This window comes from Candidatus Enterococcus moelleringii (genome assembly GCF_017377575.1).
GTDB lineage: Bacteria > Bacillota > Bacilli > Lactobacillales > Enterococcaceae > Enterococcus_A > Enterococcus_A moelleringii.
Genome location: NZ_JAFREM010000014.1, coordinates 1 through 15,038 on the forward strand (window position 1 = coordinate 1; position 15,038 = coordinate 15,038).

The window sequence follows — 15,038 nt, forward strand, 5'->3', positions numbered from 1 at the left end:
ATGTCACAGCCTCTTTTTTTTTGGCATGAGAATTGCTTTTATAAAGATGAACAGAGAAATAGAAAGGAGTGTAGCAGATTGATAGGAATTATCGTTGTAACGCATGGTGATTTCGGCCAAGCAATGATCAAGAGTGCAGAGATGATCGTCGGCGAAGTCAAAGATGTAAAAACTTGTTCGTTAAGAAGAGACAGCAAAGCGGATGAATTTAATCAGATGCTGAAAAAGAATGTGGAAACCTTCGATCACTGTGAAGGTATCATTATTTTCTCCGATTTATTTGGCGGAACCCCTTCAAACATTTCCATGCTATTTAACAAGGATGTAAAGGTGCGCACAATTACAGGCCTTAACATGCCGATGCTGGTCACCTGTTTGATGGAAAGGGAAATGTTGGAATTAGATGATCTGGTTGAAGAAGTAATGAAGCAAGGACAAGAAGGAATTAAGAATACTACCGAATTAGTAAAAGAAAGAAGGAAAAATTAAATGGCTGATATCAAAATAACTAGAATCGATTTTCGTTTAATCCATGGTCAAGTAGTGACGAAATGGATGAAGTCTTACCCAGCTCAAAGGATTGTGATTGTCGACGATGTTTTAGCGGAAGACGAGTTCATGTCCGAGATCTATATGATGGCAGCACCAGCTGGAGTAAAAGTGAATATTTTCTCTTGTGAAGAAGCAAAGGAAAAGCTGGAAGCAATGGACCAAAGCGTGTTTTTATTATTCAAAAATTTAGTCAGCTTCCAAAAGGTATTCAATGACGGATTACAGATTGAGAAACTGGTTGTGGGCGGAGTGCCGAGTGAACCAGGGACACGCTTAGTTTTCAGTGGTGTTTATTTAGACGATAAGGATTTTGAAATCTTGGATGATATCACTAAACGAGGGATAAGCGTGACCTTTGCTTCAACACCTGATGACAGCTCACTAAATTATTCACAAATAAGAAAATAGAGGAGGAGTTTTAAAAATGGATGCACGAACGGTTATTTTAGCAGCGGCAATGGCATTTTTATACTGGTTTGGGAAATCATATATTGGCTATTCTGCTGCACCGATTGTCGGAGCGCCCTTTATTATGGGCTTGGTCGCTGGAATCATCCACGGAGATGTCCAGCAGGGGATTATGATTTCTGGCTCGATTATGTTGATTTACTTAGGGGTTATTTCACCAGGCGGGCAATTGCCTTCAGACAGTGCACTAGCAGCGGCTTGTGTATTGCCAATTGCTCTAAACACTGGTATATCTACCGAAGTTGCGGTAACCTTGGCAGTTCCTTTAGGTATCTTAGGGGCATTCTTGTATAATTCGAAAAAAATCTTGAACGTTTGGTTTGTGGAACGTGCCGATAAACGGGTTGAGGAAGCTGATATCAAAGGATTGTGGCGTTATGCGACACTTTATCCTCTTCTACTAGGAATTCCAGTGTTCTTCTTACCAGTATTTTTAGTTGGATTATTTGGACAAGACATTGTTCAACCAGTACTAAATGCTATTCCTGAATGGTTGATGCATGGGCTAGAAGCAGCTGGTGGAATGCTGCCTGCAATTGGGTTTGCAATGATTTTATACATGTTAGGCAGAGCAAAATATATTCCTTTCTTCATCATCGGATTTTACATGGTACAGATTCTTGAAGTATCTACACTAGTATCAGCAATCATTGCTGCAAGTGTTGCCTTTCTAGTTGTTGTTCTACGAAGAGAGTTTAAGGAGGACCTGCAAAATGAGTAATGAAAAACAAGTAATCACAGATAAAGATATTAAAAGAGCTTACCTTAGATGGTGGTTGTCAGCTGAAACCAGTGCTAATTATGAAAGAATGCAGGGACTCTCTTGGTGCGCGAGTTTAGCACCAATATTACAAAAACTCTATCCTAAAAAAGAAGATCTAGTTAGCGCGCTGAAACGACATGCGGCCTTTTTCAATACACAAGCTATGTGGGGAAGTTTGATTTTCGGCAGTACCATCGCCTTAGAGGAACAAAAAGCCTCAAGTGGAACCATTCCTGACGAGATGATTACAAGTTATAAGACTGGGTTAATGGGGCCAGTTGCTGGACTTGGAGATACGATTGACTACGCAACGATTTTTACAATTATGTCTGCGATTTTCTGTAGTATTGCCACCGAAACAGGAAGTATTGTTGCTCCATTATTGATGCTGCTATTTTCAATTTTCCACTTCTTTGAAGGATATTTCTTTAATCAAATCGGCTATAAAACAGGTAGAAGTTCGATTCAAAAGATTATGAAATCAGGTGTTCTGAAGGAAGCAGTTACGGGTGCAACGATCATGGGATTTATGATGATGGGTTCACTCTCCTCAAGTTTAGTTAGGGTTCAGACAGTCTTTGAAACAGAGGGATTTAATTTACAAGAAACGTTGGATGGGATTGCTCCAGGAATCCTGCAAATTATTTTAGTCTTCATTATCTATGGGTTGATGAAAAGAAAACAAATTACACCTGCAAAAATTGTAGTCGGTATTATCGTGGTATCAGTCTTGCTGTCACTAATCGGAGTTTTATAGGAGGGAGTAAATTAATGGGTTTTATGAAAGTCGAGTTCTATTCTGAAGCTTTAGAACAAACGGTGCCAATTAACGTGGCACTCCCAAAGATTAATAAAGACAATCTCAACAAAAAATACCAGGTTTTATATCTTCTGCATGGAGCCAGTGATGACTACAGCAAATGGGCCCGGCGTGTACCAATTGAGCGAGTGACCCGGGAAAAAGAATTGATTGTAGTCATGGCAGATGCCGGCTTAAGCTTTTATTCCAATACAGCTGACAGCTATAATTACTGGGATTTCTTTTCCTCGGAGCTAATTAATTTTGTCGATGGGCATTTTCCAACTGTTTCCGACAGAGAACATCGTATGGTAGCGGGACTATCCATGGGCGGCTTCGGCAGTCTAAAGCTAGGCATCTTAAATCCAGAAAAATTCTCAAAAATTGGCAGCTTCTCGGGGGCCGCTATGCCAGACGAACTATATACCAACTCATTTTCTGAGCATAAATTTATTCAAACCAAAAACACCGCAGCTAACTTTATTGAGAACGGCTTTGGGCCAGCTAGTGAATTTAACGAGTCGGCGAATGATCTGCTTTATCAACTAAAAAAAGCCAAGGACTTGCCCAAAATGTATATAAGTTGTGGAGATAGTGATTTCTTAATTGAGATGAATCGGGCCTTCCACCAGACATTGAACGAAATGGAAATCCCTCACACCTATGAGGAGTGGCCGGGAGATCATGACTGGGACTTCTGGGAAGAAAGCCTGAAACGATTCGTCAAAACAATCTAAGCAGGGGGGAATAAAGACGATGTACGCAAATTACTTTTTTTACTCCACAACGTTAGGGCGAGATGTCTCACAAGATATCTTTATTCCAGAGAATGTTGAGGATTTGGAACAAAAAAATATTGTCTATCTGCTCCATGACAGTGGCAAAATCTATAGTCAAATTGCCAGAGATTATCAGCTAGATAACCTCCTGTCACAAGCAGTAGTAGTAATTCCAGAGGGCGGAAGCAGCTTCTTTCTAGATTTAAAATACGACAAGAAATACGAGAGCTTTTTATCTGACGAGCTGCCAAAACAATTAGAAAGTGCTTTTTTACCTCTAGGTTTGAAAGACTATACTGTTCATTTAGTGGGAATCGGTTCAGGCGGCTTTGGAGCATTGAACTTGATGTTCAATCCTAAACTGACTATTACAAGTACAACCAGTATTTTTGGCAAACATGATCTAGAAGCAAATCTCAAAACATATCCAAAATTACGTAATGGATTGATTGAAAAACCAGATTTGTTGGAAAAAATGACGGACAGACAAACAGCTGCAAGTGTCTCGTTGTTCTCGGATGAAGAAAACAAGTACGATCAACACTTGACCGAACAACTCGTACAAAACAAGGTATCGGCTACCATCCATACCGAGTATCAAAACACAACTCAAGACATCAATCGTATCTTAAAGCAGCTGCAATTCTAATTTGAAAACAGGAGGTGATTTCTTGAAGGACTGGATTAATTTAGAAAAAGCCGTTGTCATCGTCACAGGCGGATCTTCAGGCATCGGTGAGAGCCTGACTATCGGCTTAAGCGAATTAGGAGCAGCAGTAATTAATGTGGATATTAAACCGTGTGAAAATCAGCATCCTAATGTTCACTTCATCGAAACCGATGTATCCAATAAAAGTTCAATTGAACAGATGGTGACGGAAGTGGTAGCGAAGTTTGGCCGAATAGATAGCCTGATCAACAATGCAGGAATCAATCTGCCAGCCTTACTGGTAGATGCCAAACAACCAACAAGCCAATACGAGTTAAGTGAAGAAATCGTGGATAAGTTATACGCCATAAATCAAAAAAGTGTCTTTTTAGTCAGTCAAGCAGTTACCCGCGTGATGCTGCGGCAGGAAAAAGGCGTCATCATCAATATGTCTTCTGAAAGTGGACTAGAAGGCTCTGAAGGTCAAAGTTTTTACGCGGCAACCAAAGCAGCGATCAACAGCTTTACCCGATCATGGGCAAAAGAACTAGGTAAAAAGGGCATTAGAGTAGTCGGAATTGCTCCGGGAATTATGGAAGCAACAGGCTTACGAACACAAAGCTACGAAGAAGCATTATCTTACACTAGGGGGATTACGGTGGAACAATTAAGAGCCAACTATAGCAATGTCGGACAAATCCCTCTTGGCAGGAGTGGAAAGCTGAAAGAAGTAGCCGACTTAGCTTGCTTCTTATTATCTGATCGAGCCAGCTACCTGACAGGTGTGACGATTAATATATCAGGTGGAAAATCTAGAGGATAAAATAAGGCAATGAAACGACCGAAGAGTTCGTTTCATTGCCTTTTTTGCATGTCTCTTCTCATCAGCTTTACACATCTTCCACCAACGGTCGGACCTTCGAACGAAAATCAGTAGCTCTCATTTTCCGTTGAATCGTCTGCTCGATATTCTGATCGTAGTTTCGGGCGAAGAGGCCAGCGTATAGGATATCTAAAATCATAAGAATTGATACCCGTGAGGAGAAGGTGCTGATTTTTGAGAACATTTTTTCCCGCGTAACGATTTTAAGGGTTAAATCGCATAAATCGCTGATACTGTTGTGCCCAACGCTGGTAATACAGATCATCGGTGATCCAGTTTGTTTCAGCACTTGACAATATTCGATAATTTCTTTTGTCTCCCCAGTATAAGAAATAATTAGCGAAGCTCGTTCAGGGTTTGAATTGGTTGACCGAACCATCAGTTCCTGATGATTCTCAGCAATAGAAACTTCCTTATTGATTCGTCGCATATCCAGCATAAAATTATAGGCAAGGTGCTGGTTTACGCCAGAACCGTAAATGTCGATAAACTTGGCCTTGTCCAATAGTTCGATGGCTTTCTCGTAGATGGCTTCATCCACTAGCGAATCGGTTTCCTTAATCGCATCCGTAATCAGTAGAGACAAGTTGGAAGAAATTTCAGGAATACTATTGTCTTTTTTAAATGGGAAATTCGCATCGACAGCCAATAAAGGTGCTTCACTAGCTCGTACCGCCGACAAAAATTCAATTTTAAAATCGTTATAGCCTTGGAAGCCTAATTTTTGTGCTAATCGAACAACAGTCGATGGACTGGTAAAGGTTTTTTGTGCAATGTCTTTAGTGGTGGCATTGATAATGTCGTTGGGATTATCCAGCAAATGCTTTATAATAATATTTTCAGAATTAGAGAAAAAGTGACTTTGATTCATTTTATTTAATATATCCATGAGAACACCCCCAGCTCATTATAGCATTTTTTTCTTCCAAAAATGAAACGCCTTTGCAGGATTAAATCTAAAAAGCAAAAAGTATGAAACGCTGCTCCAATAACGATGGAAGCCCTTTACTTAAAGTGTGTTCCGGTCAATAATGAGAGCATATTAAGAAGGGCGGAGACTTAAAAATGAAAAATGAAGAACTAGCTAAAAAGATATTATCTCTAGTTGGTGGCGAGCAAAATGTTCAGTCAGTTGTTCATTGTGCGACAAGATTACGTTTCAAACTGAAGGACGAGGACAAAGCACAAACAGAAGAACTGAACAACCTGGAGGGTGTAATCACGGTCATGCAAAGCGGCGGTCAGTACCAGGTAGTCGTAGGAAACAATGTTCCTTATGTGTACAAAGCTTTATTGAAGGTTAGCAACTTAAACAGTGAGGCAGGCAGCAACGATTCAGCAGATGATGAAGGAAAAAGTGTCTTCAGCAGAATCATCGATGTCATTTCAGCAATCTTCACTCCGATTTTAGGGGCAATGATTGGCAGTGGAATCATCAAAGGTCTGCTGATGGTTGGGACAATGTTCTTAGGCATGGATGCTGCTTCAGGGACGTATCGAATTTTAGCGGCGGCTTCAAATGCTATTTTTTACTTCTTGCCAATTATTTTAGCCTACACAGCTGCTAAGAAATTCGGAGCAAATCCAATTATCGCAATGGTTATCGGTGGGGCACTGATCTATCCAGATATGCTTGCAGCCTTCACAGAAGGAAGCTCCCTGTACTTTCTTGGTATTCCGGTAATTTTGATTAATTACAGCTCATCGGTTATCCCGACAATTTTAGGAACCTGGGTGCTATCGCGAGTAGAAGCAATCTTGGAAAGATTCATTCCAGATATCATTAAGAGCTTTGTGATTCCATTGATTTCGTTACTAATCGTTGTACCAATTGTTTTCCTAGTAGTTGGACCGATTGGCAACTATGTTGGATTAGGAATTGCTGGGGCTTATAAAGCGATTTATTCATTCAATCCGGTGATTGCTGGCTTTGTCTTAGGTGGTTTGTATCAAGCTTTTGTTGTATTCGGTGTTCATTGGGCGATTGCTCCGGTTCAAATCAACAACGTTGCGGTTTACGGCTTTGATACGATTACTGCGATGTATTTACCATCAAAATACGCGCAAGCTGGTGCTACTTTGGCAATCGGCTTAAAGACAAAAAATAAAAAGTTGAAATCCGAAGCTCTGGCAACAGCAGCGACCACGGCAATTTTTGGAATAACTGAGCCAGCGGTATATGGTTTTACCTTGAAATACAAGAAAACCTTTATCATTGCTTCCTTGGCCTCAGCAGTAGGTGGTGCTTTAGCAGGATTATTCCGCTCAGCCGCTAGTGCCTATGGTGTGTCTAATGCCTTAACCTTGCCGGTCTTTTTAGAGCACGGCTTAGTGGGAATGCTTGTGGCGATTATTGCAGCCTTTGTCATCTCCTTAGTGTTGACTTTCCTGTTTGGCTATAGCGATGCGCCAGAAGTAACTGTCGATGAAAAGGAAGAGATCGTTTTAACTAAAACAGCTGTCAGCGGTGAATTAATGGCGCCTGTCAAAGGTGCTATTGTCCCTCTAGCAAACGTAAAGGATGAGCTATTTTCAACTGAAGCAATGGGCAAGACCTTGGCGATTGAACCAACAGAAGGCAAAGTTTTTTCGCCCGGTAAAGGGGTAGTTTCTATGCTTTATCCATCGAAGCATGCAATTGGTTTGCTGCTGGATAATGGACTGGAAATCTTGATCCATATCGGCATTGATACCGTCCAACTTCAAGGCGAGCATTTTACGTCATTAGTCAAGGAAGGCGATGCTATCGAAAAAGGACAATTACTAATTGAGTTCGATGTAGCAGCGATAAAAAAAGCCGGCTATCCGGTCACCACTATGATGGTTATTACGAATGCTACTTCTGAAGTAGTCGAAGTAAATAAGACTGATCAAGTTGACATCACCGATGCAGTATTGCAAATAAATTAGAAGGCAGGCTATCAGCGTGAATAAACAATTTCCAGATACATTTTTATGGGGCGGCGCAACTGCTGCTAACCAATATGAAGGCGGCTATACTGAAAGTGGTCGAGGACTGGCAGCTTCTGATATGATTACCAGCGGGAATTATGAATCTCCCCGGAAGATTTACTACGCTATGCCGGATGGACAAGAAGGTTATATTACATTAGGAGAATCGCTGCCGGAAGGTGCCGAGCCAATACTAAAGGATCATCAGTTTTATCCTAGTCATCAGGCAACTGATTTTTATCATCATTTTCAAGAAGACATTGCTTTGATGGCGGAGATGGGCTTTAATTGCTACCGTATGTCGATCTCCTGGACGCGAATTTTCCCAAATGGCGATGAAGATCAGCCAAATGAGGAAGGCTTAGCCTTTTATGATCAAGTCTTTGATGAATGCTTAAAGCATGGCATTGAACCAATTGTTACAATTTTACACTTTGACATGCCTCTGGGCTTGGCGAAAAAATATGGTGGCTGGTTGAACCGCAAGATAATCGATTTTTACCTCAAATATTGCGAAGTATTGTTTACCCGCTATAAAAACAAAGTGAAGTATTGGATCACTGTCAATGAAATAAATGTATTAGGCGGCTTTTGGACGTTGGGAACTTATAAAAAGGATAAGGTTCAAAAAGAAATCAATGGTCCGGTGATCCCTACCAATAACTATTTGCCAGAAGAGGCAGCCGAAAAATATCAAGCCCTGCATCACCTGATGGTTGCCAGCAGTTATGCCAACAAAATAGCCCATGAGATCAATCCAGAAAATAAAATTGGCAGCATGCTGGCTTTGTCTGGAATTTATCCTAAGACCTGTCATCCTGATGATGTACTGGGTGCCTACCAATTTCGCAGAAGAGCGTTGCTTTTCTCGGATGTCATGATGAGAGGCTATTATCCGGCTTACGCAAAAAGTATTTTTGATGAATATGACTTCCAGCTGATCATGACTGAAGAAGATCAGAAAGTATTGAAGAATTATCCGTCAGACTTTTTAGCCTTCAGTTATTATCGGACGACCGTTTTTGATAAAGATGCTGAAACGACTACCACAACCGGCGGACAGCAGGGACAGCCAAACCCTTATCTGGAAAAAACACCCTGGGGCTGGCCGATTGATGCCACTGGATTCCGCTTTGTACTGAATGAATTATACGACCGTTATCAGAAACCCCTGTTGTGTGTGGAAAACGGGATGGGTAATATTGATACGATCGAAAACGGCACAATTCATGATGATTACCGGATTGATTATTTGAGAAATCATATCGCTGCCATGCGAGATGCCGTGACGATCGATGGTGTCGACCTAATGGGTTATACGCCATGGGGCTGTATTGATTTAGTATCAGCTGGAACTGGCGAAATGCAAAAGCGCTACGGTTTTGTCTATGTAGATGTTGATGACAACGGAAATGGGACTTTAAATAGAATCAAAAAGGATTCCTTTTACTGGTATCAAAAGGTAATTGAAACCAACGGTGCACAGCTGCCGGAATTAGTTTTTGCCAACGAAAGAAAATAGTCACCTACTAGAAGCAGAAGATCGAGCCAGCTATCTAACAGGTGTGATGATTAATATTTCGGGCGGGAAATCTAGGGGGTAAGTGAATAGCTTACAATCAATGTGCATTGCCAGCCAATATTCAAAAAATGGAAAAAGCATTCTCGCAGTTGGAACTGTAAGAATGCTTTTTTTGTTCGAGACTAACTCATGTCGTTTTTTCAGTATACAAAAACTTCAACTTCCTTATCTCCTCAAAAAGATAAGTCAGTGGCTCATCAATCAACAAATCCTTTCGATAGGTTAAATTAATCTCTTTATTGAAATTCAAATCTTCCACCGGCTTGATAGTGACTTTTTCCGATTCCCCTTGAAGCATAGAACCAGCAATCAAGGAAATGCCCAGTTGCCTTTCTGAATAAGCGAGACAAGCATAATGACTGACCAGTTCGCAAATGATATTGGGTACTACTTTGGCCTTTTGCAGCTCTTTATTGATAAAGTCGCCAATCAGCAGATTCTTAGCTAACAAAATAAGAGGCATGTTATTTAAATCTTCCAAATGAATTTCTGGTTTTTCTGAAAGCTCAAAATTATTGGGAATAATAGCAAATAGTTCATCGGTAAATAATGGCTCGGTTACTAAATCGCTGCTGGCTGAATGAGAATAAATAACACCAACATCCAATTGTCGATCGGAAACTTTCGCGATTGTTTGCGAGGTTGAGTGCTCAGAAATACATAGTGAAGTATCGGGATAGGCATCAGTAAATTTTTCAAAAGGGGTCATAACTAAATGGCTGCCAGAGACTCCTAAGCGGATTTGATCTCGTTGTTCGGTTTGGAAATACTTCATCTCAAGAATCGTGCTGTCAAGCTCCTTTTGAATAGCATAGGCATGCTGCAAAAAGACCTGACCTGCTTTAGTCAGTTGAATTCTTCGACCAGCTTTGCGAAAAAGTGTAACGCCCAGCTTGTTTTCCAGCAGCTTCATTTGTTGACTTAAAGAAGGCTGTGAAATGGATAGACGTTCAGCGGCTCGGCCATAATGCAGCTCATTTGCTAACATAATGAAGGATTCGATTTGTCGAATGTTCATAATAATCCACCTCCTAATAGGTTATTTCTATTGTAATCATAGGTTTTATCCTATTGATTGTCAAAGCGAAGTTACATAGTATGGTGACACAAACGACAATTCAGATAGGAAGCGATGGGATGGAGATAGCAATTGCTGGAGCTGGAGCAATGGGCAGCCGTTTTGGCTATATGCTGCAAAAAGCGGGCAATCAAGTAACGTTTATTGATGAATGGAAGGAACATATAGATAAAATAAATCGCGATGGACTGCTGGTAGAGACAGAAAGCAGCAAAGAATATTGTCAGATACCAGCCGTTTTTCCAACTGAGGCTGCAGGAAAGTTTGATCTTATCATCTTATTCACTAAAGCCATGCAGCTGGAGGATATGTTGCAGAAAATCAACCACCTGCTGTATAAAGACACCGCAATACTGTGTTTAGCCAATGGCTTAGGCAACCTGGAAATCATTGAAAAATACAGTGGGGATAGCGCAATTTATATTGGCGTCACCCTATGGTCTAGTGAATTAGAAGCAGCTGGACATATTCGTGCCACCGGTTCTGGCTCAATAGAATTGCAGCCTATAAATGAAACGTCTAAGGAACGAACATTGGAACTGTTGGCTACGTTAAATCTTGCCGGGCTTAATGCAGATCTCAGCGAAGATGTACTGCTGTCTATCTGGAAGAAAGCCGCATTCAATAGTGTCTTGAATACCTATTGTGCCATTTTAGATTGCAATGTTGGTGAATTCGGTGCAAGCCCTCAGGCAATGATACTAACTGAAAAAGTTGTAGCCGAATTTGTACAAGTTGCTGAAAAAGTGGGTGTTCCACTTACAGCTGATTCAGTCCTAGAAACGGTCAGAAATGTTTTTTCTCCGGAAGAAAGCGGACATCACTATCCGTCGATGCACCAGGATCTGGCAAAAGGAAGAAAGACAGAAGTGGATTATCTAAATGGAGCAGTAGCGAAAATTGGTGCCAAGGCAGGTGTTAACACACCGGTCAACAGTCTCTTAACTGCTATTATCCATGCGCAAGAAGATATCAAGGGCTTATAGGCTCATTAGATTTGTAGAATAAAATAACAGAGTAAAGTAGTCTTTTAGTATTTGGTAAAAAAAGTTTTAGAATGTTGTTGACGTTTACAAAAAAATGTTCTATTCTTTAGTTAATCAAATATCAGGCATGTAACTGGTAAAGCAGGCAGAACCGAAACAGACTAGTGTTATCATTAGTCTCTTTCGGTTCTTTTTTTTAGCCTTGATCACACTAAGAAACCTGCAAAAAATTAAATTGGAGGAAAAAGTTATGAATGAGAAAAAGGTTGCTGAGCAGATACTAAAAGCTGTGGGGGGCGACAAGAATGTTTCCCACTTAGAACATTGTTCAACGAGACTAAGATTTACCTTAGTCAACGATGATCAGGTGAACGTTGAAGAGTTAAAGCAGATTCCAGAAGTTTTGGGTGTCAACCAGACGGCACAATGTCAGGTAATTATCGGGAATTCGGTAGTGGAAGTCTACAATGAATTGAAAAAAATGCTGACACAGAAAGATCCCAGCGCAGACAATAAAAAGGATAAGAAGCTAGGCACCGTTCTTTTAGATTTTGTCATCAGTATTTTTCAGCCGCTGATTCCTGCAATTGCCGGCGGCGGAATTCTTAAATCCGTTTTGATGCTTTTGAATATGCTGGGGGTATTGGAAAGCACCACTCAAACCTATCAGATTTTAAACTTTGTCGGGGATGCACCACTGTATTTCCTGCCGTTGTTAGTAGCGATTACCACCGCCAATAAATTAAAAGTGAACTCCTTGGTAGCGGTATCTGCTGTAGGTGGTCTGCTGATTCCTGGGTTGGCAGCCATGTTAGGAGAAGGCGCAGCATTGTTTTCTTTCCAGCTGCAAAATGTCAACTATACGTATCAAGTATTTCCGGCGATTCTATGTATTCTTTGTTACGCCCAGTTAGAAAAGTTCTTTACCAAAATCAGTCCTAAGGTGATTCGGACTTTCTTTGTTCCGATGATGAGTTTATTGATTGTGGTGCCGTTGACTTTATTGGTGCTTGGCCCATTGGGATACAACTTCGGTCAAGGTTTTGCCAGCATTATCATCGCCATCTTCGAACGTTTCGGCTGGATTGCCGTAGCCATTCTAGCAGCTTTCTTGCCATTCATGGTAGTAACGGGAATGCACAAGGCGATGCTGCCTTATGTGATTACTTCATTAGGTCAATCAGGCAGTGAATTGATTTATTGTTCGGCTTCTTTAGCTCATAACATTGCGGAAGCAGGCGGCTGTTTTGCCGTGGCACTTCGGACAAAAGATAAGGGGTTAAAAGCAACAGCCATCTCATCTGGTATTTCTGCATTATTCGGAATTACGGAACCAGCCCTTTACGGTGTGACCATTTTGCACAAACGAGCATTGTACGGGGTAATGATTGGTAGCTTTATTGGAGGAGCCTACCTTGGAATCACAGCAGTTGAAGCTTATGTTGCGGTGGGTCCTGGTTTAGCAAGTCTATCCATGTTTATTTCGGAAACGTTACCGAATAACTTAATGAATGCGGTCATCGGACTAGTCATCTCCTTTGTTGCATCATTCGCAGCAGTAGCCGTGATTTGGAAAGAAAGTACAGTGGAAGAAGCCGTTAAGGATCCAGCAGAAGAATTAGCTTGTGATGAAATTTTAACCGCACCACTGGAAGGTCAAGTGATCCCGATTTCTGAAGTAAAGGATGAAGTTTTCTCCAATAAGTTATTAGGAGATGGTTTTGCGATTATTCCTACAAAAGGGGAAGTCTATGCGCCGGCTGACGGGGTGATTGAAATGATCTACGATACCAAGCATTCACTAGGTTTGAAAACCGCTAGCGGTGTGGAGATTTTGTTCCATATCGGTATTGATACTGTCAATCTGAAGGGTGAGCATTTTGAACCGATGGTTGAAGTGAAGCAGCAGGTGAAGCAAGGGGACTTGCTGTTGAAGTTTGATTTAGAAAAAATTGTCGCTGCTGGTTTTGATCCTGTGAGCGTCGTAGTGATTACTAATCCTAAGAAGGTTCAATTGAACTTTTCAAATACAGACCAAGTGAAAAAAATGGATTCTGTTTTAACGTTGAGTGAAGGAGTAGGAGTTTAATGTCATTTAGAGAAGATTTTTTATGGGGCGGCGCGATTGCGGCCAATCAAGTAGAAGGTGCCTGGAATCTTGACGGTAAAGGTATGTCGGTGGCAGATATTGCCAGCTTTAAACCCAATCTTAGTATTGAAGATTATGCTGGACATAATACGATTACCAATCAGATGATTGCTGATGCGATAGAAGACCAGACTACCAGCATTTACCCAAAACGCAGAGGGATCGATTTTTACCATCATTATCCAGAAGATATTGCGTTATTTGCAGAAATGGGCTTTAAAACACTGCGGCTTTCAATTGCTTGGAGCCGCATCTTTCCCAACGGCGAAGAAGAAGTGCCCAACGAAAAAGGATTAGCGTTCTACGAAAATGTATTCAAGGAATTGAAGAAATGCAATATCGAACCGATCGTCACCTTATCTCATTACGAAATGCCGCTGGCACTTAGTACTAAATACAATGGCTGGGTAGATCGACGACTAATTGACTGCTTTGTGAACTATGCCAAAGTTTGCTTTGAACGGTTTGGAAAATATGTCAAATACTGGCTTACTTTTAACGAAATCGACAGTGTCGGTCGCCATCCTTTTACAACGGCTGGGATTATTCCAGAAAATTGCGGCGATCGTTTGGAGCAAGCGGTGTATCAAGCGCTGCATCATCAATATGTCGCAGCTGCTTTAGCAACAAAAGACTGCCATGAATTAATTCCCGGCAGTCAGATGGGGTGTATGTTGACCAAGCTGACTACTTATCCCAACACCTGTCATCCGGCTGATGTCGAGCTGGCATTATTAAGCAACTTGAACAACCATGCTCATGCCGATATTCAAATTTGCGGCGAATATCCACCTTTGTATCAGGCACAGCTGAAGGCAAAAGGCATTCAGCTGACTATGGAACCGGATGATCTAAAGATACTAAAAGCACATACGGCAGACTACTTAGCTTTCAGCTATTATATGTCCCGCACAGAGTCGGCGGATCCTGAAAAAGAAATCACCTCCGGCAATACCGTTACCGGAGTGAAAAATCCTTATCTGGAATCCACCGAATGGGGCTGGCAAATTGATCCAGTCGGTTTACGGGTTTCCTTGCTGGAATTGTATGATCGCTATCGCGTACCGCTGATTATTGTCGAAAACGGGATGGGTGCCAAGGACACTGTTGAAGAAGATGGCAGTATTCACGATCCTTACCGCATCAACTATTTCCGCGAGCACCTTTCGGAAATGAAAAAGGCAGTTGAGATGGGTGTGGATTTGTTCGGCTATACCAGCTGGGCACCGATTGATCTTATCAGCGTGTCAACGTCACAAATGAGTAAACGTTATGGCTTTATCTATGTCGATCAAGAGGACGACGGCAGCGGAAGTCTTAAACGAAGCAAGAAAGATTCATTTTATTGGTATAAACAAGTCATTGCCTCCAACGGGGAGGACTTAGAGTAAAAAATAG

14 protein-coding genes are annotated in these 15,038 nt (G+C 41.3%); 12 read left to right on the forward strand and 2 right to left on the reverse strand.

The window, feature by feature from the left end; genetic code table 11:
* The first annotated feature begins 78 nt into the window (after positions 1 to 78).
* The 7 genes from JZO70_RS08915 to JZO70_RS08945 are packed head-to-tail and all read left to right on the forward strand — an operon-like array spanning position 79 to position 4,833.
* Entirely contained in the window at positions 79 to 489 is a 411-nt protein-coding gene (locus tag JZO70_RS08915; protein WP_207673213.1) for a PTS sugar transporter subunit IIA, read from the forward strand.
* Positions 490 to 960 (forward strand): PTS sugar transporter subunit IIB, encoded by a 471-nt coding sequence (locus JZO70_RS08920; RefSeq protein ID WP_207673214.1) that lies wholly within the window; start codon positions 490 to 492, stop codon positions 958 to 960.
* 16 nt (positions 961 to 976) lie between these two features.
* Complete coding sequence (locus tag JZO70_RS08925) at positions 977 to 1,741, forward strand: PTS mannose/fructose/sorbose/N-acetylgalactosamine transporter subunit IIC (RefSeq protein WP_207673215.1); 765 nt, start codon at positions 977 to 979, stop codon at positions 1,739 to 1,741.
* Positions 1,734 to 2,540, forward strand: a complete 807-nt coding sequence (locus JZO70_RS08930; RefSeq protein ID WP_207673216.1) for a PTS system mannose/fructose/sorbose family transporter subunit IID — start codon at positions 1,734 to 1,736, stop codon at positions 2,538 to 2,540. Before JZO70_RS08925 ends, JZO70_RS08930 begins: the two co-directional genes overlap by 8 nt.
* Before the next feature lie 14 nt (positions 2,541 to 2,554).
* Positions 2,555 to 3,319 (forward strand): alpha/beta hydrolase, encoded by a 765-nt coding sequence (locus tag JZO70_RS08935; protein ID WP_207673217.1) that lies wholly within the window; start codon positions 2,555 to 2,557, stop codon positions 3,317 to 3,319.
* A gap of 19 nt (positions 3,320 to 3,338) precedes the next feature.
* Complete coding sequence (locus tag JZO70_RS08940) at positions 3,339 to 4,010, forward strand: alpha/beta hydrolase-fold protein (RefSeq protein WP_207673218.1); 672 nt, start codon at positions 3,339 to 3,341, stop codon at positions 4,008 to 4,010.
* A gap of 22 nt (positions 4,011 to 4,032) precedes the next feature.
* The gene (locus tag JZO70_RS08945; RefSeq protein ID WP_207673219.1) at positions 4,033 to 4,833 is read left to right on the forward strand and encodes an SDR family oxidoreductase; all 801 of its coding nucleotides are present in this window, start codon (positions 4,033 to 4,035) and stop codon (positions 4,831 to 4,833) included.
* A gap of 67 nt (positions 4,834 to 4,900) precedes the next feature.
* On the opposite strand, the gene JZO70_RS08950 is transcribed toward JZO70_RS08945, so the two are convergent.
* Entirely contained in the window at positions 4,901 to 5,782 is an 882-nt protein-coding gene (locus JZO70_RS08950; protein WP_207673220.1) for a MurR/RpiR family transcriptional regulator, read from the reverse strand.
* Positions 5,783 to 5,958: 176 nt separating this feature from the next.
* On the opposite strand from JZO70_RS08950, the gene JZO70_RS08955 reads away from it, so the two are divergent.
* Both JZO70_RS08955 and JZO70_RS08960 read left to right on the forward strand, forming a co-directional pair.
* Positions 5,959 to 7,803, forward strand: a complete 1,845-nt coding sequence (locus JZO70_RS08955; protein WP_207673221.1) for a beta-glucoside-specific PTS transporter subunit IIABC — start codon at positions 5,959 to 5,961, stop codon at positions 7,801 to 7,803.
* Between the two features lie 16 nt (positions 7,804 to 7,819).
* Positions 7,820 to 9,367 carry a glycoside hydrolase family 1 protein gene (locus JZO70_RS08960; protein ID WP_347565117.1) on the forward strand — a complete coding sequence of 516 codons (1,548 nt, stop codon included), beginning with the start codon at positions 7,820 to 7,822 and terminating at the stop codon, positions 9,365 to 9,367.
* 187 nt (positions 9,368 to 9,554) lie between these two features.
* Here JZO70_RS08960 and JZO70_RS08965 read toward each other — a convergent pair whose 3' ends face one another.
* Positions 9,555 to 10,445 (reverse strand): LysR family transcriptional regulator, encoded by an 891-nt coding sequence (locus JZO70_RS08965; RefSeq protein ID WP_207673222.1) that lies wholly within the window; start codon positions 10,443 to 10,445, stop codon positions 9,555 to 9,557.
* Between the two features lie 119 nt (positions 10,446 to 10,564).
* On the opposite strand from JZO70_RS08965, the gene JZO70_RS08970 reads away from it, so the two are divergent.
* The 3 genes from JZO70_RS08970 to JZO70_RS08980 all read left to right on the forward strand — a co-directional run bounded on the left by JZO70_RS08970 (position 10,565) and on the right by JZO70_RS08980 (position 15,031).
* Positions 10,565 to 11,491 (forward strand): oxidoreductase, encoded by a 927-nt coding sequence (locus JZO70_RS08970; RefSeq protein WP_207673223.1) that lies wholly within the window; start codon positions 10,565 to 10,567, stop codon positions 11,489 to 11,491.
* A gap of 250 nt (positions 11,492 to 11,741) precedes the next feature.
* A complete protein-coding gene (locus tag JZO70_RS08975) occupies positions 11,742 to 13,580 on the forward strand; it encodes a beta-glucoside-specific PTS transporter subunit IIABC (protein WP_207673224.1) in 1,839 nt (612 codons plus the stop codon).
* Positions 13,580 to 15,031, forward strand: a complete 1,452-nt coding sequence (locus JZO70_RS08980; RefSeq protein WP_207673225.1) for a glycoside hydrolase family 1 protein — start codon at positions 13,580 to 13,582, stop codon at positions 15,029 to 15,031. Before JZO70_RS08975 ends, JZO70_RS08980 begins: the two co-directional genes overlap by 1 nt.
* The last annotated feature ends 7 nt before the right edge of the window (positions 15,032 to 15,038 follow it).

Coding starts and splice junctions, on each gene's coding strand:
- JZO70_RS08920 (WP_207673214.1), top strand. CDS start 490: ATGGCTGATATCAAAATAACTAGAATCGATTTTCGTTTAATCCATGGT.
- JZO70_RS08925 (WP_207673215.1), top strand. CDS start 977: ATGGATGCACGAACGGTTATTTTAGCAGCGGCAATGGCATTTTTATAC.
- JZO70_RS08930 (WP_207673216.1), top strand. CDS start 1,734: ATGAGTAATGAAAAACAAGTAATCACAGATAAAGATATTAAAAGAGCT.
- JZO70_RS08935 (WP_207673217.1), top strand. CDS start 2,555: ATGGGTTTTATGAAAGTCGAGTTCTATTCTGAAGCTTTAGAACAAACG.
- JZO70_RS08940 (WP_207673218.1), top strand. CDS start 3,339: ATGTACGCAAATTACTTTTTTTACTCCACAACGTTAGGGCGAGATGTC.
- JZO70_RS08950 (WP_207673220.1), bottom strand. CDS start 5,782: ATGGATATATTAAATAAAATGAATCAAAGTCACTTTTTCTCTAATTCT.
- JZO70_RS08955 (WP_207673221.1), top strand. CDS start 5,959: ATGAAAAATGAAGAACTAGCTAAAAAGATATTATCTCTAGTTGGTGGC.
- JZO70_RS08965 (WP_207673222.1), bottom strand. CDS start 10,445: ATGAACATTCGACAAATCGAATCCTTCATTATGTTAGCAAATGAGCTG.
- JZO70_RS08970 (WP_207673223.1), top strand. CDS start 10,565: ATGGAGATAGCAATTGCTGGAGCTGGAGCAATGGGCAGCCGTTTTGGC.
- JZO70_RS08975 (WP_207673224.1), top strand. CDS start 11,742: ATGAATGAGAAAAAGGTTGCTGAGCAGATACTAAAAGCTGTGGGGGGC.
- JZO70_RS08980 (WP_207673225.1), top strand. CDS start 13,580: ATGTCATTTAGAGAAGATTTTTTATGGGGCGGCGCGATTGCGGCCAAT.